This window comes from Simiduia aestuariiviva, from assembly GCF_014192475.1.
Taxonomy (GTDB): domain Bacteria; phylum Pseudomonadota; class Gammaproteobacteria; order Pseudomonadales; family Cellvibrionaceae; genus Simiduia; species Simiduia aestuariiviva.
Genome location: NZ_JACHXZ010000004.1, coordinates 113,348 through 133,208, shown reverse-complemented (window position 1 = coordinate 133,208; position 19,861 = coordinate 113,348). Strand labels below are relative to the sequence as shown.

15 protein-coding genes and 1 tRNA gene are annotated in these 19,861 nt (G+C 53.7%); 14 read left to right on the top strand and 2 right to left on the bottom strand.

The genetic code is table 11. The features are described 5' to 3' along the window. The first annotated feature begins 23 nt into the window (after positions 1 to 23). Genes FHS30_RS13730 through FHS30_RS13715 form a run of 4 tightly spaced genes read left to right on the top strand, consistent with a single transcriptional unit; the run spans position 24 to position 6,027 of the window. Entirely contained in the window at positions 24 to 1,145 is a 1,122-nt protein-coding gene (locus FHS30_RS13730) for an efflux RND transporter periplasmic adaptor subunit (protein ID WP_183911086.1), read from the top strand. A 6-nt stretch (positions 1,146 to 1,151) separates the two neighbouring features. Further along, positions 1,152 to 4,232, top strand: a complete 3,081-nt coding sequence (locus FHS30_RS13725) for an efflux RND transporter permease subunit (protein WP_183911085.1) — start codon at positions 1,152 to 1,154, stop codon at positions 4,230 to 4,232. A 47-nt stretch (positions 4,233 to 4,279) separates the two neighbouring features. Then, positions 4,280 to 5,191 carry a DUF808 domain-containing protein gene (locus FHS30_RS13720; protein ID WP_183911084.1) on the top strand — a complete coding sequence of 304 codons (912 nt, stop codon included), beginning with the start codon at positions 4,280 to 4,282 and terminating at the stop codon, positions 5,189 to 5,191. Positions 5,192 to 5,241: 50 nt separating this feature from the next. Further along, positions 5,242 to 6,027: a class II aldolase/adducin family protein gene (locus tag FHS30_RS13715; RefSeq protein WP_183911083.1), complete on the top strand. Its 786-nt coding sequence runs from the start codon at positions 5,242 to 5,244 to the stop codon at positions 6,025 to 6,027. A gap of 133 nt (positions 6,028 to 6,160) precedes the next feature. On the opposite strand, the gene FHS30_RS13710 is transcribed toward FHS30_RS13715, so the two are convergent. Then, the gene (locus FHS30_RS13710) at positions 6,161 to 6,706 is read right to left on the bottom strand and encodes an outer membrane beta-barrel protein (RefSeq protein WP_183911082.1); all 546 of its coding nucleotides are present in this window, start codon (positions 6,704 to 6,706) and stop codon (positions 6,161 to 6,163) included. A gap of 217 nt (positions 6,707 to 6,923) precedes the next feature. Here FHS30_RS13710 and FHS30_RS13705 point away from each other — a divergent pair, with 217 nt between their 5' ends. The 3 genes from FHS30_RS13705 to FHS30_RS13695 all read left to right on the top strand — a co-directional run bounded on the left by FHS30_RS13705 (position 6,924) and on the right by FHS30_RS13695 (position 11,254). Next, positions 6,924 to 8,795, top strand: coding sequence for a DUF885 domain-containing protein (locus tag FHS30_RS13705; protein WP_183911081.1), 1,872 nt, complete (start codon positions 6,924 to 6,926; stop codon positions 8,793 to 8,795). A 424-nt stretch (positions 8,796 to 9,219) separates the two neighbouring features. Further along, complete coding sequence (locus tag FHS30_RS13700; protein ID WP_183911080.1) at positions 9,220 to 10,191, top strand: immunoglobulin-like domain-containing protein; 972 nt, start codon at positions 9,220 to 9,222, stop codon at positions 10,189 to 10,191. A 562-nt stretch (positions 10,192 to 10,753) separates the two neighbouring features. Next, complete coding sequence (locus tag FHS30_RS13695) at positions 10,754 to 11,254, top strand: hypothetical protein (RefSeq protein ID WP_183911079.1); 501 nt, start codon at positions 10,754 to 10,756, stop codon at positions 11,252 to 11,254. Between the two features lie 658 nt (positions 11,255 to 11,912). Here FHS30_RS13695 and FHS30_RS13690 read toward each other — a convergent pair. Further along, a tRNA-Leu gene (locus FHS30_RS13690) sits at positions 11,913 to 11,999 on the bottom strand. Between the two features lie 309 nt (positions 12,000 to 12,308). Between FHS30_RS13690 and rnr the strand changes: the two genes are divergently transcribed. From rnr to dnaB, 7 genes are all read left to right on the top strand, one after another. Further along, positions 12,309 to 14,867 carry a ribonuclease R gene (gene rnr / locus FHS30_RS13685; protein WP_183911078.1) on the top strand — a complete coding sequence of 853 codons (2,559 nt, stop codon included), beginning with the start codon at positions 12,309 to 12,311 and terminating at the stop codon, positions 14,865 to 14,867. Continuing rightward, positions 14,864 to 15,604: a 23S rRNA (guanosine(2251)-2'-O)-methyltransferase RlmB gene (gene rlmB / locus FHS30_RS13680; protein ID WP_183911077.1), complete on the top strand. Its 741-nt coding sequence runs from the start codon at positions 14,864 to 14,866 to the stop codon at positions 15,602 to 15,604. Before rnr ends, rlmB begins: the two co-directional genes overlap by 4 nt. Before the next feature lie 154 nt (positions 15,605 to 15,758). Next, complete coding sequence (gene rpsF / locus FHS30_RS13675) at positions 15,759 to 16,196, top strand: 30S ribosomal protein S6 (RefSeq protein ID WP_183911076.1); 438 nt, start codon at positions 15,759 to 15,761, stop codon at positions 16,194 to 16,196. An 11-nt stretch (positions 16,197 to 16,207) separates the two neighbouring features. After that, entirely contained in the window at positions 16,208 to 16,435 is a 228-nt protein-coding gene (gene rpsR, locus FHS30_RS13670) for a 30S ribosomal protein S18 (RefSeq protein ID WP_183911075.1), read from the top strand. A 35-nt stretch (positions 16,436 to 16,470) separates the two neighbouring features. Next, on the top strand, positions 16,471 to 17,328 hold the full coding sequence (locus FHS30_RS13665) for a hypothetical protein (protein ID WP_183911074.1): 858 nt from the start codon (positions 16,471 to 16,473) through the stop codon (positions 17,326 to 17,328). Between the two features lie 34 nt (positions 17,329 to 17,362). Beyond that, on the top strand, positions 17,363 to 17,809 hold the full coding sequence (gene rplI / locus FHS30_RS13660) for a 50S ribosomal protein L9 (protein ID WP_183911073.1): 447 nt from the start codon (positions 17,363 to 17,365) through the stop codon (positions 17,807 to 17,809). A gap of 239 nt (positions 17,810 to 18,048) precedes the next feature. Further along, a complete protein-coding gene (gene dnaB / locus FHS30_RS13655) occupies positions 18,049 to 19,509 on the top strand; it encodes a replicative DNA helicase (protein WP_183911072.1) in 1,461 nt (486 codons plus the stop codon). The last annotated feature ends 352 nt before the right edge of the window (positions 19,510 to 19,861 follow it).

Below are 19,861 nucleotides of genomic sequence, written 5' to 3'. Positions count from 1 at the left end.
CATTTATTCACGCGAAAAATAGTATGTCCCAATTTAAATCCATTGGTTTTGCGCTAGCTGGCCTAGCCGTCCTCACTCTGTCGATTGCGGGCATTAAGTTTTCCCAGTTTGGCGCCATGGGTTCGGCGGGGGCGCTATTTGCCATGCCGCCGGAGTCGGTGAGCGTGATGCGGGTCGAGGCTCAAGATTGGCCCAATGAATTTGACGCCATTGGCACCGTCGAAGCCGATGAAGGCATTACCATTGCCGCAGAAGTCCAGGGCAAGGTGGCGCGCATTGCGTTCGACGCCGGCGAGGTTGTGCCGGCGGGAAAACTGTTGCTTGAGCAGGAGTCCAGCAACGAGCGCGCCCAATTGAGTGCTGCTCAAGCCCGCTACAACTTGGCGTTGTCTACGTTTGAGCGCTTGAAGACGTTGCGCAGCAATAACACCGCATCACAGAGTGAGTTAGATACCGGGGAGCAACAGATGTTGTCGGCTCGCGGTGAATTAGAAAATTTGCAGGCGACACTCGCGAAGAAGCAATTGCGCGCGCCCTTTGCAGGTCGTTTAGGTTTGCGTCTGGTTGACCCTGGCCAAGACCTGCAGGTGGGAACCCCCGTGGTTTCTTTGCAGGCGACACAGAGAGTGCGCGTGAATATTCCGGTGCCGCAATTTTGGCTGTCAAAATTTCACAATGGCCTGCCGGTGCAAGTGACTGCCGGCGACGGATCAGAGCGTGAATTCACCGGCATTATTACCGCCATCGGTGTAGAAATAGATCCAGTGACGCGCAGTACCGTGGTGCAGTCGTCCATAGACAATCGCGACGGCGCACTGATTCCCGGTATGGCAGTGTCCGCGCGAGTCACCTTGGCCGACCCGCAGCCAGTGTTAGCCATACCCAGTACAGCGATAATCTACGCGCCCTACGGCGATACCGTTTTTGTGGTCGACACTGACGACAAAGGGCAAACCATTGCGCGCCAACAGTTTGTGAAACTAGGGCGTGCGCGAGGCGATTACGTGGCCATTGTCAGTGGGCTAACGCTGGGCCAGCAGATTGTTGAAGCGGGCGCATTTAAGTTGATGAACGGTGCGGCCATTGCCATTAGCGATACGCCCACACCGCCGCTAAGTCTCACTCCAACACCGGCAGACCGTTAACGAATTATGAAATTTACCGATATATTTATTCAGCGGCCGGTAATCGCCATTGTTATCTGCCTGCTGATTTTACTGGCCGGTTTTCAGGCGGGAAATTCCCTCTCTGTGCGCCAGTTTCCGCGCAGCGATGTGGCGCGCATTACCATTAACACCGTCTATGTGGGTGCCAGTGCAGAGTTGGTGCGCGGCTTTATCACCACGCCCATCGAGCGGGCCATCGCTTCCGCCGAGGGCATCGACTATATCGATTCTGAAAGCGCCATGAATCGATCAACTATTCGCGCGCATTTGCGGTTGAACTATGATCCGCTGCGCGCCATGACGGAAATTAATGCCAAGGTCAATCAGGTGCGCGGCGATTTGCCGCCGGAAGCGGAAGTGCCAAGTATCACCATTGAGGCGGCAGACAGTGAATTTGCCGCGGCCTATTTAAGTTTCAACTCTGAAATCCTAGATCAAAATCAAATCACCGATTTTCTGACGCGCTCGGTCCAACCGCGCTTAACGGCAATTAGTGGAGTGCAAAAGGCTGAGGCCTTGGGTGGTCGCGTGTTTGCCATGCGCATTTGGATTAAACACGATCGCCTGGCAGCGCTACAAGTGACGCCCTTGGAGGTGCGTCAAGCTTTGCAACGCAACAATGTGCAGGCCGCCATCGGGCAAACGAGGGGCAGCTATACCCAAGTTAATTTGCGCGCAGATACCGACTTAAACAGCGTTGAAGATTTCGAAAACATTGTGGTTCGCCAAACGGATTCGGGCACCATACGGCTGCGCGATTTGGCCGATGTGCAGTTGGGCGCGGAGGATTACAACACCGAAGTGCGCTTCTCGGGCGAGACCGCAGTATTTTTGGGCGTGTGGGTCGCACCCAACGCAAATTCGCTGTCGGTTATGCAGCGCGTTAATGCGGAAATGGCGGCCATACAAAAAGAATTGCCCACGGGCTTGAGCGCAGTGGTGGCCTACGATGCCACCAAGTATATAGACGCGTCCATCACCGAGGTGCTAACCACCCTGACAGAAACCCTGTTAATTATCGTGGTGGTCATATTTTTATTTTTGGGTTTCAGTCGCTCGGTGTTGATTCCCGTGGTGGCAATTCCATTGTCGCTCATCGGCGCGCTATTTATCATGCAGCTGTTCGGCTTTTCGCTGAACCTGTTGACGCTGCTGTCAATCGTGTTGAGTGTGGGCCTGGTGGTGGATGACGCCATTGTGATGGTGGAAAATATTGAGCGCCACATCCAAGCGGGCAAGCCGCCCTTCGCGGCATCCATCATCGCCGCGCGGGAACTGGCGGGGCCAATTTTGGCCATGACGGTCACCTTGGTGTCGGTCTACCTCCCCATTGGTTTGCAGGGCGGATTAACGGGCACCTTGTTCCGCGAATTTGCTATTACCCTCGCCGGCGCAGTCACAATTTCTGCCATCGTGGCTATTACTCTGTCGCCCATGTTGGGTTCGCGCATGCTCAAACCCCATCGCACGTTAAATGCGCCGCTGGGCAAAATATTTGATCGTTTTCAAACCTATTACAGTGGCCGACTCGCGCAAACCTTGCGTCATCGCCCTGCTATTTACATTGTCTGGGTGGGTATCGCGCTACTGTGTTTTCCCCTTTATCTTTTTTCCGCAAAGGAGCTGGCGCCGCTAGAAGATCAGGGGGTGATCTTTGGTATAGTAGAGTCGCCCGCCAACGCCACTGTGGATCAAGCGTCTTTCTATGCCGCCGCTGTGAACGATATATTTATGGCAGTGCCGGAAACAGATTTTACGTTTCAACTTACGTTTCCCACGGGTGGCTTTTCCGGCCTGGTGACCAAGCCCTGGGAAGAGCGCGAGCGCAGCGTGTTTGAAATACAGCCAGAGTTGCAGGAAAAATTGGGCGCGATTCCGGGCGTGCGCATTTTTCCCATCACTCCGCCGTCACTGCCGGGTGGCGGCAACTTCCCCGTGGAGTTTGTGGTGGCGGGTACGGCCCCAGCCAAAGATATTTATGACTACGCTCTACAGCTACAGGAAGTGGCAAACAATAGCGGCAAATTCAATTTCACCATGCTCGACATGAAAGTCGATCAGCCCGACTATCTGTTAAATATCGATCGCGAAAAAGTGGCTGATCTCGGCCTTGACCTACAAACCGTAACGCAAGATCTGGGCACCTTGTTGGGTGGCGGTTATGTGAATCGCTTTAATATGGCGGGCCAGAGTTATAAGGTCATTCCGCAGGTAAAACGCACTGCGCGCCTTACGCCCGATGATTTACAGGAGTTGTACATCTCTGGACCAAAAGGGGAGTTAATTCGTCTCGATCAGGTGGCGACCTTATCGCACAGCACGGCGCCGCGCACCATTCACCGCATGCAGCAACGCAACGCGGTAAAACTCAGTGGCGACACCCACCTGCCGCTAGGCGAGGCCTTGGCTTTCTTGGAGCAAGAAGCGGCAAAAATTTTGCCTCAAGGCTATTCAATCGATTACACCGGTGAATCCCGCCAGTTAAAGCGTGAGGGCAATACCTTTCTGCCGGCTTTTCTATTGGCGTTAACCATGATCTTTTTAGTGTTGGCGGCGCAGTACAATAGCTTTCGCGATCCGGTGGTGATTTTAGCGGGCTCCGTGCCGCTAGCCGTATTCGGCGCCTTAATATTCACTTTTATCAAAATGCCGATGCCCCTGCCGTTTTTTACGGACAGTTTCAGCACGACCTTGAACATCTATTCACAAGTGGGGCTCGTCACATTGATGGGCCTGATTGCCCGCAACGGCATTTTGGTGGTGGAATTTGCCAATCGATTACAAGAGGAGGGCAAGAGCAAGCTTGAGGCGGTGCATCAGGCCGCAGTGGTGCGCTTGCGCCCCGTACTGATGACCAGCATCGCCACCGTGGCGGGCCACATGCCGCTGATTTTCGCTGACGGGCCGGGCGCGGGTGCGCGCATTGCCATTGGTTTAGTGCTGGTGTTTGGCATGGCCATTGGCACCGTGTTAACGCTGTTTGTCTTGCCTTCGGTGTATGTGTTGGTTGCCAAAGATCACCAACAAGAACAGGCCCGGCGCGCTGAGCTGCAAGCGCAACTCTAGCCATTTAGATTAACTCGCTACCCATTAACAATAAATAAGGACGAAAAATGCCAAGTGCAAGTTTACTGGTTTTATTAGATGACATCGCCACCGTTTTAGACGACGTGGCGGTGATGACAAAGCTGGCAGCAAAGAAGACTGCGGGTGTATTGGGCGATGACTTGGCGCTCAACGCGCAACAAGTGAGCGGTGTGCGCGCTGAGCGCGAGCTGCCAGTGGTGTGGGCCGTGGCCAAAGGTTCGATGATCAATAAATTTTTATTGGTGCCAGCGGCTTTGGCGATCAGCGCATTTTTGCCGTGGTTGATTACGCCCTTGTTGATGCTCGGCGGCCTGTATCTCTGTTATGAAGGGGTGGAGAAAATTTGGCATAGCTTCGCCCACAAGCAAGCGGTTGCGGAAAACAAGCGCGTGCTACACGATGCATTAATAGACCCGTCAGTCAGCTTAAAAGTGATTGAGAAAGAAAAGATAAAAGGGGCGATACGCACAGATTTTATTTTATCCGCTGAAATCATTGTCATCGCGCTGGGTACGGTCAGTAAGGCGGAGTTCATGACGCAGGTGCTGGTGGTGAGTACTATTGCTGCGGCCATGACCATTGGTGTTTATGGTTTAGTGGCCTTCATTGTGAAATTAGATGACATGGGCTTGTACTTAATGCAGCGTCCGGGCGACACCCTCGCGGTGCGCTGGGGGCGATCATTTGGCGCAGGCGTCTTGGCGTTTTGCCCTTGGTTGATGAAGGGGTTGTCAGTTGTGGGAACAGCTGCCATGGTTCTAGTGGGTGGCGGCATTCTTGTGCACGGCCTGCCGGTATTGCACCACGGATTTGAAGCACTCGCGTTGCCGTTTAGCGCCGTATTCAGCGTATTTTTCAATTTGCTGGTGGGGCTTATCGCGGGCTCGGTGCTACTATTGTCAGTTAGTTTTGTGTCCAAATTAAAAGCGAGCGCCTAGCGTTGTACTGTAAGCGCATGAGTTAATCCTTGGAAAACGCGGGGTCGAATATGAAAGATGCCAACACTGTTGTGATGAATGCCGATGAGTCAGCGCTAACGCCAGAGGCGCGCTCTATTGCCGATGAGCGATTGCATCGCAAGCGCCAACTGACTGCTGCGTTTCGTTTGTTTGGCAAGTTCGGATTCGATGAAGGGGTCGCGGGCCATATTACGGTGCGAGATCCAGAACACAGCGATCACTTTTGGGTAAACCCCATGGGTGTGTCCTTCAAACAAATTCGGATGTCGCAGTTGTTGTTGGTCAACCACAAGGGCGAAGTGGTGGAGGGCAACGGATTTTTAAATGGTGCCGCCTTTACTATTCATTCGCACGTTCATGCGGCGCGTCCAGATGTTGTTGCCGCGGCGCACGCGCATTCGGTGCACGGCAAGGCCTGGTCGAGTCTGGGGCGGCTGCTCGATCCCATTACCCAAGATGCCTGTGCCTTTTTCGAGGACCACGCGTTGTATGATGACTTCGGTGGCGTGGCACTGGAGATGGAGGAGGGCGAGCGCATTGCCAAGGCCTTGGGCGATAAAAAGGCCGCTATCTTACAGAACCACGGGTTGATCACCGTGGGCGAAACGGTAGAGGCCGCCGCCTGGTGGTACATCACCCTTGAACGCAGCTGTCAGGCTCAGCTATTGGCAGAGGCAGCTGGTACTCCGAAATTGATTGCCCCCGAAGTGGCGCGCAAAACTTATGAAACGGTGGGCAGTGCACTGGCAGGGCAGTTTCAATTTTCACCCCTGTTTAGTGTTATCACGGCCGAGCAACCCGACATGTTTGATTGATAGGTTTTTGAGTCGTTAAGAAACAAAAAAGGCGCCTATTTATGGGCGCCTTTTTTGTCTCTAGATAATCCCTCTCGTTGCCGTGCCGTTCGTCATTTTAATATTCATAGTGCGGAATCATTCTTGCACATAGTTAGAAGGTAAAAGCAGCGCCTAGGCTGTAGAAATCCAAATCCGCATCATCGAGATTTATGCGTTCGAACTCAGCGCGCAATTGAATGGGGCCCGCCTGAAATTTCGCACCAATGCCGTAGGCCGGATCGGAACCTGTGGTGGAGCCGGAAAAAACATCGCTGGAGAGTTTCGTTTCCCATTGACTGACGCCCGCTTTCGCAAATAAACCCACCGGCCCTACATCGATACCGCCAACGAGGTGCGCTTGCCAGGCACTGTTAGAAAAGGCGAAGGATTCGCCCATTATGTTGCCGTTCATGGTGCCCAAATCCACGTAGCTGGTTTCGATGCCCAGATCTACCATGGGCACCAAATCGAAATTGTAGCCACCGAAAACTTTATAGCCCGTTTTAGTGTCGTTCACGCCGCCATCGGCATCTTCGAATGCGATCTTGGCATTGCCCAGAGACCCGCCCAGGTAAAATCCAGAATCGTTATCGGCCAGCGTATTTTGAGCAAGACCTGCAGCCAGCAAGGCCGTGGCAAAAAGAGTTATCGCTTTCATGTGTTGTGCCCTATATCGGTTGGAAGGAAATGCATTTATAGCGCTGTGAACATGAACGATAACTGAATGGCCCTGTTCGGGTTTTTGTTTGCGTTATGGGCCATGAATTGGCGCAATATACCCTCGGTTGGCCGCGGTATCCCTGGGCCCGCTTGAGTTGGGGGCGACTATCACGCCATAATCCCCGCTGAACCTAACAACTAATAAGAGAGTTCCTATGTCATTTCAGCGCACGTTACTCCCCCTCGTCATTGCTGCAGCGGCCTTAAGCGCCTGCGATAGCAAGCAACCCAATCAAACCAGTGTTCAAGCGCCAGCGGCCCAGGCTCACGTTAACGTTGAGGCGGCAGAGCAGGAAACCAAGCGCTTAAATGATTGGCTCGATGCGCAATACGAAGAGCAGCTACAGTTCAGTCCTATTCAACTCAGCTTTTTGGGCCGAAAAGACCTCTACGATCAAATTGATGACCTAAGCGATGAAGCTTACGCCCGTCAAATGGCTTGGAAAAAGGCCAGCGTTGAAGCTATGCAAGCGAAATTTGATCGCGCGGCACTGACCAACGAAGGCAAGAGTTCCTACGACCTTTGGCTGTTTGAATACGAGCAGACTGTGCAGTTCGATCCGTTCAAGCGCCACCGCTATATCTTTGAACAAATGGGCGGCCTGCAATCTCGATTGCCCAACTTTTTAATGAACTTCCATAAAGTGGAAAATATTTCTGACATGGAAGCCTACATCGCGCGCATCAGTGGTGTGGCGCGTGCCATCGATCAGCTGTTGGCACACGCGCAAGTGGCTGCAGAAATGAATATTCGCCCGCCGCGCTTCGCCACAGAAGGCGCCATTGATCAAGCCACTAAATTGATCACCGGTGCTCCCTTTGATAAATCCAATGGCGATGCCCCCCTGTGGGCCAATGCAAAGTCCAAAATAGATGCTCTGCTAGCCGAAGAAAAAATCACCCAAGCGCAAGCGGAGCAACTGCAGGCCAGTGCCAAAAAAGCGTTGCTGGAGGCATTTGGCCCAAGCTACTCAACGCTCATAGCGTGGCTTAAAGCGGACATGGCGAATGTGAGTGCGGAGCCACATGGCGCCAGCAGCCTGCCCGATGGCGAGGCGTTCTATCAAGTACAATTAACGAAAATGACCACAACGCCCATGACCGCTGAAGATATTCATCAGCTCGGTTTGAAAGAAGTGGCCCGTATTCGCGCAGAAATGGAGGCCATCAAAACCGAGATGAAGTTCGATGGCGATCTGCAAGCATTCTTTAAATTTTTGCGTGAAGATCCCCAATTTTACTACCCCAATACAGATGAGGGGCGACAAGCTTACCTAGATGACTCAACCGCATTTCTGGATGACATCAAAGCTAAGCTGCCGCAATACTTTGGCATATTGCCAAAAGCGGATTTGGTGGTGAAACGCGTTGAGGCCTTTCGCGAGCAACCGGGTGGTGCGCAGCACTACTTCCCCGGTACGCCCGATGGTTCGCGTCCCGGTGTTTACTACGCCCACTTGGCGGACATGAATGCCTATTCCATTGCCGATATGGAAACCGTCGCCTATCACGAAGGCAATCCCGGCCACCACATGCAGATTTCCATCGCGCAAGAGCGCACGGACATCCCACAGTTTCGAACGCAAGCGAACTTCGTTGTGTATTCTGAAGGTTGGGCGCTCTACTCAGAAAAACTTGCCAAAGAAATGGGCGCTTTCGAAGACCCCTACCGCTTGTTCGGGCATTTAACTGCGGAAATGTGGCGCGCAATTCGCTTGGTGGTAGACACTGGCTTGCACGCGAAGGGCTGGACTGAAGAGCAGGCAGTGGCCTACTTCCTGGAAAACTCCGCCATTCCAGAAACCGCCGTGCGCTCGGAAGTGCGCCGCTACATCGTATGGCCCGGCCAAGCTACGGCCTACAAAATCGGCATGCTGAAAATTCTGGAGCTGCGTGAAAAAGCGAAAACAGAACTGGGCGATAAATTCGATATCCGCAATTTTCATGATGTCATCTTAGGTGGCGGCGCACTGCCCGTCCCCATTCTCGAACGCCGCGTCGATGAATGGATAGCCGCCACGCGCTAATTTTTTAAGTGCTAACCAAAGCCACCGTTGTTTGATAAAGCAGCGGTGGCTTTTTTGTGTGTCTGCAGTGTCCGAAACTAATTTCTCTTATTCGTATTCGCTGAATACTTTCATTGAAGGCTACGAGCGTTAATCGAGTAGGCAGTCTTCAGTATCTATTAGCGTGGCTATCTATCAGAGTGGCTGTCCCCGGTATTCTGTCTCCGCTTCATACCTTTTTACTATTTTGGGTGAATTGTGATCGGCTCTCCATTTCTAAAAAAACGTTAACCTGCCCGACCTTTTGTTCCTGAATTAATTGATACACGTGCTAGATTGCGCCCCCTAAACAAAAGGAGGTTAGTTTATGCGCGTAATGCAGTGTGTTGAGGCTGTGGCAAATGGATTGAAATGGCTATTTAGCTTATGTGTTTTGGTGGTGCTTGTGGCATGTGGAGGTGGCGCTACAACACCTGATGAATTACCTGATACGTCCGTAGATTCTGTTGCGCCTGTTATTTCGCTCGTCGGCGATAGCTCGATGACGCTCAGCGTGGGCGATACCTACCTCGAGCCGGGCGCAAGCGCTAACGACGATGTCGACGGAAGTGTGCCTGTCACGATTTCTGGTGTGGTGGATACCGCAACTGTAGGCAGGTACACACTTACTTATGCCGCATCTGACGCAGCCAATAACACCAGCTCAAAGACCCGAATTGTAGATGTTGTTCAATCTATAGACACTACACCGCCCGCAATTTCCCTTAACGGCCCTGATTCTTTAACGATCGCACTGGGTGGTGTCTATGAAGAGCAGGGTGCCGAGGCCTTCGATGACCGTGACGGTGAAGTTGCTGTAGATATTTCTGGTGTGGTAGATACGAGCGTTGTCGATGTTTATACGGTGACCTATCGTGCCATGGACCTCGCCGGAAATACCGCTGAGGTTACGCGAACGGTGCATGTGGTGAGTTCTGCCTCTACGGATGTGTTCAGCCTTTCCGGCACCTTTTGGCGGTCAACGTGTAATTTGGTTGAAGCAGGGCACCCCGACACGGAAGAAGATACGTATCAACGCAGTGAACAGCGCTACGACGAAGGTGCGACCAATGTTGATATCGACGTATATATCTATGAGCCCAGCAACAGTTCCTGTACGGGCGGCGCTAGCTATCTCTTTTCTGCCACCTATAGTGTTGTCTTTGGTGCTCAGGTCGTGACGGATAGCGGACTTAACGCCCATCAAATAGATATGGAATTGGTCTGGGAGTCAATTGAGGACAGTTGGGAACCCGTTCTGCGCAGCATTATCTATCGCGACGGAAGTTTCCTCTATGGGGGTATTGAAACCGAAAACCCGCAAACGCGCCCAAGTGAATTGGAATTCGACGAGTACTTTACCTTGGTCGAAGAGTAGATTCCTTTCTGAGCGCGTAAGTATAGGTATGGCGTATTGACGTTCTTGTGGTGCCAGCTGATTTTCAGCTGGCGCTGCTAGCAAGTTAATAGAAAATGCAAACACAATAATAGTGGGCGGTCGTAGACCCCAGGGACTATTGGAGTGAGAGGCAGAATGCCGTAAGCATTAGAGTGGCTGTCCATTAATACGAAAGAATATCGCGCAGGCACCCACTGCCCCCAACACTTCGCCGCTCCATCAATACCTCCCTGCCTTGAGTCGCTCACACCACTTCCTTGAGGCTGGCGAAGTGCTGGGGGCAGTGGTCTTTTGTAGATAGTGGTTGGGGGGAGTTTTGTCGCCGTAGAGGTGTTTGAGAATGTTTTTGGAGTGGGTGTCCTTATTGAGGCCGGATGGATTATCCACAGAAATCTTGTTTCTCACGCAAAAAGTACGCATAAGAAAAGATTATGTAAAGTGGATCTGATTGTTCTATGATCGGTGAAATCAATTAAAAGGGGCTGTGGATAAGTGAATCTTAAAAGCGTTTTTCTACAGCCTCGTTATGCGTTTATAGGTCATGATTGAAGTAATTTTCGGTTTAGGAATGTTTATCCTAATTGCTGGCGCTATTCTAGCGGTAGTATGGGTTATTCCTCGCTGGGTAATTTTATCTACTGAATCAGAGGTAGATATAAATCATATATATAATATCTTTTGGGAAGAAGCTGGGTTTAGAGGGCATAAAATTATATCCCCAGCAGGTGTACTTTTCCCTTTTATAGAGCTATCAAAATCTTCAAATGAGCTGATAGGTTTAATCTTTGTTTCAGTAGTTTGTATTGCTTGTCTTATTTATCATTTGTCTGTTTATAAGAATTACCCAGTTCTAAATAGTAAGATGAAGCTCGTGCTAGTAATGGGTCTAGGTCTGCTCGTAGCATTAAGCATGCTAGCCAGATTTAATATCATTAATAGCAGCTTTGTTCTATTTGCTATAATGTTTTGCGGTGTCGGATGGGGAGCATATGCTGTTTATCGAAGGTCAGGGCTGGTGCGCATAAAAAGGCTGTCAAGTTGACAGTTTTTTCGTTCCAGCTTTTGTGGTTTAACGCTACGCTACCACAAAATATTTCACAACAAAGTCGCAACTTACAGCGGCGTTAATGTGCTCTGCGTTTTAATGCATCGCTAGAAATATCGTACGTACTTTGCTACGAAGTCCGCTCTTGGGGCCCCTTGCGCAGCGGTGAGCGGAGGTCGGGTTTTAGGGGGCAATTGTGCATGGGCGCCCAATTGAGCGACGATCAGGCAGGAGCCTGTTTTCGCGACCCCTAAAATTCGACTGGAGCGAGCGAACCCGATAGGGCGCGTAGCCGGGGTACGTTTCTTTTGGTTCGTTTTCTTTTCGTATAAAAAGAAAATGAACAAGCTCCCAGAAACTATCAAGCATGGATTCGTTAATAAAAAGACACCCACGATAATAGTATGAGGGCATAGGTCTCCACGAAAAGTGGTGCGACAGGCAGGATGCCGTGAGCGACCCGTGGGCCCATAACGAAAGAAGGCCCTGATCCTAAGATCAGAGCCTTCTTTCATCAAATATGGTGCCCAGAAGAGGGCGGTTCTCGGTGACTTCAAAGCGCTGCTTTGAACCGAGGTTCGCGCTGGCGTTTTATCAGCCAGCCGGAAGTCCCTGGGCATAAAAAAACCCGCTCAATGAGCGGGTTCATTATGTATGGTGCCCAGAAGAGGACTTGAACCTCCACGCCCGTAAGAGCACTAGCACCTGAAGCTAGCGTGTCTACCAATTTCACCATCTGGGCAAATATGACGAGATTATACTGCGGCCTATTTAACGCAGTTTGTGCCCTGGCTCCGTCACGCTACGCGTGGTCTCTATCGGCTCCTGCCTCGCGAGACACTTGTGCATCCTGCACGTCGTCTACCAATTTCACCATCTGGGCATATCAGCTAAAAGCTGAGGCGCGCACTATAAGGATCTGGTATATCCTTGTCAATCAGTGGGGCAGGAAAAACCCCGCAAAAGCGGCTAACTTTACTGGTGCTTAGGCGCCCATCAGGTATAGTGCGCACCTGTAGCCTGTTGCTACATCCATATAAAGGAAAGAGTATTGACCAAGAAACGATCCACTAAGCAAGACCCCTTCGCCCGCCGTGAGGCTGAAAAGTACGAAAATCCCATCCCCAGCCGCGAGTACATCGCCGAGCTACTGAACAACGCCAAGGGCCCGCAAACCCAAGACGAGCTGGCCTTTGCCCTGAGTCTGACCTCCGATGATGATCGCGAAGCGCTGCGTCGCCGCTTGATCGCTATGGAGCGCGATGGCCAGCTGATCAGCAACCGCAAGGGCGGTTATGCCGTGATCAACAAGGTAGACCTCATTCGCGGGCGGGTGCAGTGCCATAAAGATGGCTATGGGTTTTTAATTCCCGCCGACGGCGGAGAAGACATCTATTTATACAACCGCCAAATGCGCAAAGTGTTCGATGGCGATGAAGTGCTGGTGCGCATTAGTGGCACCGACAACCGCGGCCGCACCGAGGGTGTGATTGTCGAGGTGATTGCGCACAACACCCATCAGGTGGTGGGGCGGTTGATTTACGATCAAGGTGTGGCGTATGTGCGCCCCGAAAACGCCCGTATTTTGCACGATATTTTGGTGGCACCCGAGGATTTGGCCAAGGCCGTTGACGGTCAGGTGGTGGTGGTAGAGATCACCTGCCAGCCGGGCCGAAAAAACCCACAGGGGCGCGTTATCGAAGTGCTTGGCAACCATATGGCGCCCGGCATGGAGATCGACGTCGCTATTCGCGCCCACGGCATTCCGCACATGTGGCCGGGCTCTGTGCGCGCTGAGGCAGAAGCGATCCCACCGGAAGTACAAGAGCAGGATAAACAGGCGCGCGTTGATGTGCGCCATTTGCCCTTTGTCACGATTGACGGCGAAGATGCGCGCGATTTTGACGACGCGGTTTACTGCGAGCCGAAAAAGTCCGGCGGTTGGCGCTTGTATGTGGCGATCGCGGACGTATCCCATTACGTCACCGTTGGCTCGGCCCTCGATAAAGAAGCCGTGGTGCGCAGCACGTCGGTGTACTTTCCCGATTACGTAGTGCCGATGTTGCCAGAGGCGTTGTCCAACGGATTGTGTTCGCTGAACCCGCAGGTAGATCGCTTGTGCATGGTGTGCGAGATGACTATCTCCAGCGCCGGCAAAATCAGTGGCTATAAGTTTTATGAAGCGGTCATGCATTCACACGCGCGCTTGACCTACAGCCAGGTAGGCGATGCCCTCAATGCCGATGTGGATGAGCGCTCTACGAGGCGCAAAATTGTCGACACCTTGTTGGGCCGCAAGCGCGAAGAGCTGGGTGACTTGGGCGAGCGCATGCCGCAAATTCGCGAGCTGCACAAGCTGTATTTGGCCCTGCGCAAAGCCCGCGACGAGCGCGGCGCCATCGATTTCGAAACAGTGGAAACCCGTATTCTGTTCAACAAGGACCGCAAGATCGAGCGCATCGTGCCAGTGGTGCGCAACGACGCACACAAGGTCATCGAAGAGTGCATGCTGGCGGCCAATGTGTGCGCCGCGCGGTTTTTGGAAAAGCATAAAATTCCGGGTTTGTACCGCGTGCACAAAGGCCCAGCCGATCAAAAACTCGAGAACCTACGCGAGTTTTTAGGTGAGCTGGGCTTGAACTTGCCCGGCGTTGGCACGCCCACGCCGGCCGATTACCAGTCGGTTTTGCAGGCCATTGAAGGGCGACCCGATGCGCACGTGATCCAGATGGTAATGTTGCGCAGCCTGAGCCAGGCCGTGTATCAACCGGAAAACTTGGGCCACTTTGGCTTGGGCTATACGGCTTACGCGCACTTTACGTCGCCCATACGCCGCTATCCCGACCTTTTAGTGCACCGCGCGATTCGCTCGGTGATCCGCTCCACGCAGGAGTCGTCGCAGGTGCAGCGAGTGAAGGGCGCGGGCACGTTACCCAAGCCCCGTATTTATCCCTATAACCTCGATGATCTGTTGGTGTTGGGCGAGGGGTGTTCGCTGAATGAGCGACGCGCCGATGAGGCCACCCGCGAAGTCATGAGTTGGCTTAAGTGCGAGTACTTGCTCGATCGCGTGGGTGAAAATTTTGAAGGCGTTATCAGTGGCGTTACCGGTTTCGGTCTATTTGTGGAGCTCAAAGAGCTGTACACCGACGGCTTGGTACACGTCACTAGCTTGCCGCACGATTACTACCACCACGACGCCGCACACCATCGCTTGGTGGGTGAGCGCTCGCGCCAAGTGTTCCAGCTGGGTGACGAGTTGGAAGTGAAAGTGGTGCGCGTCGATTTAGACGAGCGCAAGGTCGACTTTGAGTTGGTTCAAGTGTTGAACAAACGCAAGGCGAGCCCCGCTAAAAAGGCGGCCAAGGACGGGCGTCAGGACGGCAAAAAAGCCGGTCGCGGTCGCACCGAAAAGCGTTCAGGCAAAGCTGCTGGCGCCGGCAAATCGAAGCCGGGCGGCAAGGCGGCGGGCGCCGCGACCAAGGCGACTAAGGCAAAGGCTGAAAAACCCAGCCGCAAGCGCAAGCCGAGCCGCAGTGCGGCCAAGCCCGGCGCAAAGCCCGCGTCGAAATCGGCAAAAGCTCCGGCAAAATCGCGAACTAAAAAATGAAAACTGAGTTGATATACGGCCTGCACTCAGTGCAGGCCCTGTTAAAAAGTGCGCCCCAGCGCATTCGCAAGCTGATGTTATTGACCGGCCGCGACGACCAAAAACTGCAAAAGGTGGTGAGTTTTGCCGAGCGCGAGGGCATTAGCCTTGAGCGCTGGAGTCGCGCCAAGCTCGATGCCTTGGTGGACGGCAATCACCAGGGTGTGGTGGCGGAGTGCGACCCCGGAGAAGTGCACGATGAAGCGTTTTTGCTAAGGCTCGTTGAGCGCTTGGATGAGCCCGCCTTTTTGTTGGTGCTCGACGGCGTCACCGATCCGCACAACTTGGGCGCTTGCCTGCGCAGTGCCGAAGCGGCGGGCGTGCACGCTGTGATCGTGCCCAAGGACAACTCTGCCAGCCTCACCGGCGTGGCTCGCAAAGTGGCCTGTGGCGCGGCCGAAGTGCTGCCTTTGGTACCCGTGACTAACCTCGCGCGCACCCTCAATAAGCTGCGCGATGCGGGTGTTTGGTTCCAGGGTGCCGCCGGCGAGGCCACAGTCAGCCTCTATCAGGCAGATTTAAAGGGCCCGCTGGGGATAGTGATGGGCGCCGAGGGCGATGGCCTGCGGCGCCTGACGCGCGAAACCTGTGATGGGCTGATCAGCATACCCATGGCGGGCGAGGTATCTAGTCTGAACGTGTCGGTGGCCACCGGCGTCTGCCTGTTTGAGGCGGTCCGGCAGCGACAGGGCGGTTAACCGCAATCTGGGGCGTCGGCCGACGCCATTGATCAAACTTGCATCAATTCACGGCCTCGCATACAATGCGCGGCCCTAAAACTGGCTGGATTTTGTTCAGCCCTCCTTGCCTCACCGCAATTATGTGGGAGGCGTAACCCGTAAGGAGCTATAAATGCGTCATTACGAAATCGTTTTTCTGGTACATCCGGACCAGAGCGAGCAGGTGCCCGGTATGATCGAGCGCTACACCGCTACCATCACTCAAGATGGCGGTCAGGTGCATCGTTTGGAAGACTGGGGTCGTCGCCAGCTGGCCTACTCCATCAACAAGATTCACAAAGCACACTATGTTCTGATGAACATCGAGTGCAGTGAAGCTGCTTTGGAAGAACTGAACACCAACTTCCGTTACAACGACGCCGTTCTGCGTAACTTGGTGATCCGTCAGGACGAAGCTATCACCGAAGAATCCCCCATCATGAAAGCCGAGAAAGAAGGTCGCGAGCGCAAGCACCGTCCAGACACTCGCCGCGACACGCGCAATGATGCGGATGAATCAAACGACAGCGACGATAGTTCCGACGCTGACGAAGACAGCACTGACGAATAAGGAGTTCCACCATGGCACGTTTTTTCCGTCGTCGTAAGTTCTGCCGTTTCAGCGCCGAAGGCGTTAAGCAGATCGACTATAAAGATCTGGAAACTCTGAAAGCCTACGTTTCAGAAACCGGCAAGATTGTTCCAAGCCGTATTACCGGTACCAAGGCTAAATACCAGCGTCAGTTGGCAACCGCGATCAAGCGCGCGCGCGTTCTGGCCCTGCTGCCTTACACCGACAGCCACGAGTAAGACTTTTAAGCGTGCAGGCACTGCTGGAATTCATTATGCGTGGCCGCCTTCAGGCGGCAACCGTAGCGTTAATCGGCAGTTGGTTTCCACTGGTCAGTCCGGCCGTGGTTGGCCTCGTGAGCCTGCGCAAGGGCGCCTTTGAAGGCACCCTAACCCTGGTGTGGGCCATGTTGCCCGCATTGTTTACCCTGATGCTTTCCGGTCAGGGTTTGAGCGAAATGGGGCCGTTAATGCCCTTTGTTACCCTAATCGGGTTGGTGGTCGTGTTTGCTGCGGCCCAAGTGTTGCGAATCACGGTTTCGTGGTCGCGCACCTTAACCGGGTTAGTGGCGCTGGCGGTGGCTGGTGCCGGGTTGCTGGCAGTGGTATTGCCGAACCCGGTGCAAAGCTTGACCGAAGCGCTGGGTAACATGTTGCGAGATCTGCAGTCGAATGCGCCAGAGGGCGCGGCGATTGCAAACCCAGACAGCACGTTTGTTCTGGGCTTGGTGGCCTACGTGATCGCGTTAAGCGGTTTGGGTAGCCTCCTGTTGGCCCGCTGGGCTCAGGCGAAGTTGTATAACCCCGGCGGATTTCGTCAGGAGTTGCACCAACTTCGCTTAGCGCCAGCACAGGCCTTGGTATGCATGGCTGCTGCGACCTATTGTCTGCTGCAGCCAGTGGGCTATCAGGCTTGGGTCAGCGTTTTCTCGCTGCCATTGTTGCTCGCAGGTATCGCGTTGGTTCATGCCGTAGTGCATGCACGTAAAAAGGGAATCGGCTGGTTGGTGATGCTGTATCTCGGGCTCTTTTTAATTGAGCCGTTGAGTATGGCCATCGTGTTACTGGGACTGGCCGACACGTGGTTAAATTTACGTAATCGTTTGAATGTGCATCCGCCTTCAAGCGATTGATGCAATCGAATTGCAAATTTAGAGGAAAACCGAGATGGAAGTTATTCTGCTCGAAAAAGTTGGCAAGCTGGGCAAAATTGGCGACAAAGTTGTTGTTAAGTCTGGTTATGGCCGCAACTTCCTGCTGCCGCAGGGTAAAGCAATCATGGCAACTGCGTCTAACGTCGCTGAGTTCGAAGCTCGTCGCGCCGAATTAGAAGCTGCTGCCGCTGCCAAGCTGGCTGAAGCTGAAGCACGCGCTGCCAAAGTTAACGAACTGGCAATCACTATCGAAGCCAACGCTGGCGACGAAGGTAAGTTGTTCGGTTCTATTGGCACCCGTGACATCGCTGACGCGGCTACCGCGGCTGGCGTTGAAGTGGACAAATCTGAAGTTCGTCTGCCGGAAGGTCCACTGCGTGAAGTGGGTGAGTACGAGATTGACGTTCAGGTTCACACCGACGTGACTGCGACCCTTAAGCTGTCTGTAGTACCTGAATAAGGTCTAGGTTGCCGGGTGACCGGCAGCGGGGCCGCAAGGCCTCACGCTTTTGGCTGCAAAGCCGCAAACGGGCACTGCGCTGTACTGACTAAGGTTAGTGCCAGCACAGTGCCCGTTTTGCTTTCAGCCGGCCTGTTGGCGCGATAGTTAGCCCTAGGTCGTTTTGTTTTTCGCCGGTATCAGGCAAACTCCAGTATCACTTAATTCCAACTATCCAGACAGTCGCACCGAGAATTTGCATGGCCGAGCCCCGCCCCAAGCGCGAACCGACAGAATCGCCCGAACCCTCTAAAGTCATGACGATGCCCCACTCGCTGGAAGCAGAGCAGGCGGTGCTGGGTGGCTTGATGCGCGATGCGGCCAAGTACGATGCTGTGGCAGAGCTGGTTGGGCCCGATGATTTCTTCCGGGACGATCACCGCCAAATTTTTACCATGATGCAGCGTCTGGTTGAGGCCGAGCAGCCCATCGACGCCATCACCTTGGTCGACGAGCTAGAGCGCAACGGCGAGCTGGAGCGCGTTGGCGGTCACGCCTACCTACTAGACCTAGCCCACAACACGCCCTCGGCCGCCAATATCGCGGCCTATGCGCGCATTGTGCGCGAGCGCTCTACACTGCGCGATTTGATAACCGCGGCCAATGAAATCAGCCAGTCGAGCTTGAACCCCGCGGGCCTCGACTCCGATGACCTGTTGCAAATGGCCGAGCGGCGCGTGGCCGCCATCGCCGAGGATCGCCCCAAGGAAGGCGGGTTTGTGGGTGCGGAAACCCTGCTGCATTCGGCCGTTGCCCGCATTGATGAATTGTTTCGCACCGACTCGGATCTAACGGGGCTATCCACCGGCCTAGAGGAGCTCAACGAGCGCACCGCGGGTTGGCAGCCGGGCGAATTGATCATTCTGGCAGCGCGACCCTCTATGGGTAAAACTGCGCTGGCACTGAACTTTGTAGAGGCGGCGCTGAGCACCTCGGCCAAGCCGTCATTGGTGTTCAGCATGGAAATGCCCGCCAACTCATTGATCATGCGTATGTTGTCTAGCCTTGGGCGCATTGACGCCGGCAAGCTGCGCAACGGCAAGCTCACCGAAGAGGATTGGCCCAAGCTTTCTTCCGCCGTAGCCAAATTAAAAGACAAGCCGCTCTACATCGACGACACGCCCGCGCTGACACCGCAAGAGGTGCGCGCGCGTATTAAACGGGTCGTGCGACAGCATCAGGCCAAGCTGCAGCAGGCCAATCCGGATTTGCCGAATGAAGAGGCAGAGCGTCAAAGTCTACCGGGCATGGTCATGGTGGATTATCTGCAGCTCATGCAAGTGGCCGGCAGCAACGAAGGGCGAACCCAGGAAATTTCTGAAATTTCGCGCTCGTTAAAAGGTATCGCCAAAGAATTTAATTGCCCCGTGATTGCGCTGTCTCAGCTAAACCGTGGCGTCGAGCAGCGACCCAACAAGCGGCCTATGAATTCCGATTTGCGTGAATCGGGCGCCATCGAGCAGGACGCCGATGTCATTCTGTTCATCTATCGCGATGAGTACTACAACGAAGACAGCCCCGATAAAGGTTTGGCGGAACTCATTATTGGCAAACAGCGCAACGGTGAAATCGGTACTTGTAAGGCGGCGTTTGTCGGTAAGTACACGCGCTTTGAAAACCTTGCGCCGGAGTATATGCAGCAGCCCGACTACGGCCCTTAACCCCTTGGCGCTAGCTGCGTAGCCGATGCGGCGTTGCAGCGCCCTTAAACAATGCTCACGTACGATATGTACGCTGCGCTTTTTTAAGGCCACTGCGCCTTGCCTCGGCGTCCTCGCAGAACGCGCCAAATTAACGGTTCCGAACTAAGTTGTGTCGTGGTGGGTGTAGAAAGGCGGTAGGCCGGAGCACTGTTGTACCCTAGCTGCGTAGCCGATGCGGCATTGCAGCGCCCTTAAAAAATGCTCACGTACGATGTGTACGCTGCGCTTTTTTAAGGCCACTGCGCCTTGCCTCGGCGTCCTCGCAGAACGCGCCAAATTAACGGTTCCGAACTAAGTTGTGTCGTGGTGG

What these genes read in the sequence shown, in the direction of transcription:
- FHS30_RS13730 (WP_183911086.1), top strand. Translation starts at nt 24, where the DNA reads ATGTCCCAATTTAAATCCATTGGTTTTGCGCTAGCTGGCCTAGCCGTC.
- FHS30_RS13725 (WP_183911085.1), top strand. Translation starts at nt 1,152, where the DNA reads ATGAAATTTACCGATATATTTATTCAGCGGCCGGTAATCGCCATTGTT.
- FHS30_RS13720 (WP_183911084.1), top strand. Translation starts at nt 4,280, where the DNA reads ATGCCAAGTGCAAGTTTACTGGTTTTATTAGATGACATCGCCACCGTT.
- FHS30_RS13715 (WP_183911083.1), top strand. Translation starts at nt 5,242, where the DNA reads ATGAAAGATGCCAACACTGTTGTGATGAATGCCGATGAGTCAGCGCTA.
- FHS30_RS13710 (WP_183911082.1), bottom strand. Translation starts at nt 6,706, where the DNA reads ATGAAAGCGATAACTCTTTTTGCCACGGCCTTGCTGGCTGCAGGTCTT.
- FHS30_RS13705 (WP_183911081.1), top strand. Translation starts at nt 6,924, where the DNA reads ATGTCATTTCAGCGCACGTTACTCCCCCTCGTCATTGCTGCAGCGGCC.
- FHS30_RS13695 (WP_183911079.1), top strand. Translation starts at nt 10,754, where the DNA reads ATGATTGAAGTAATTTTCGGTTTAGGAATGTTTATCCTAATTGCTGGC.
- rlmB (WP_183911077.1), top strand. Translation starts at nt 14,864, where the DNA reads ATGAAAACTGAGTTGATATACGGCCTGCACTCAGTGCAGGCCCTGTTA.
- rpsF (WP_183911076.1), top strand. Translation starts at nt 15,759, where the DNA reads ATGCGTCATTACGAAATCGTTTTTCTGGTACATCCGGACCAGAGCGAG.
- rpsR (WP_183911075.1), top strand. Translation starts at nt 16,208, where the DNA reads ATGGCACGTTTTTTCCGTCGTCGTAAGTTCTGCCGTTTCAGCGCCGAA.
- FHS30_RS13665 (WP_183911074.1), top strand. Translation starts at nt 16,471, where the DNA reads ATGCGTGGCCGCCTTCAGGCGGCAACCGTAGCGTTAATCGGCAGTTGG.
- rplI (WP_183911073.1), top strand. Translation starts at nt 17,363, where the DNA reads ATGGAAGTTATTCTGCTCGAAAAAGTTGGCAAGCTGGGCAAAATTGGC.
- dnaB (WP_183911072.1), top strand. Translation starts at nt 18,049, where the DNA reads ATGGCCGAGCCCCGCCCCAAGCGCGAACCGACAGAATCGCCCGAACCC.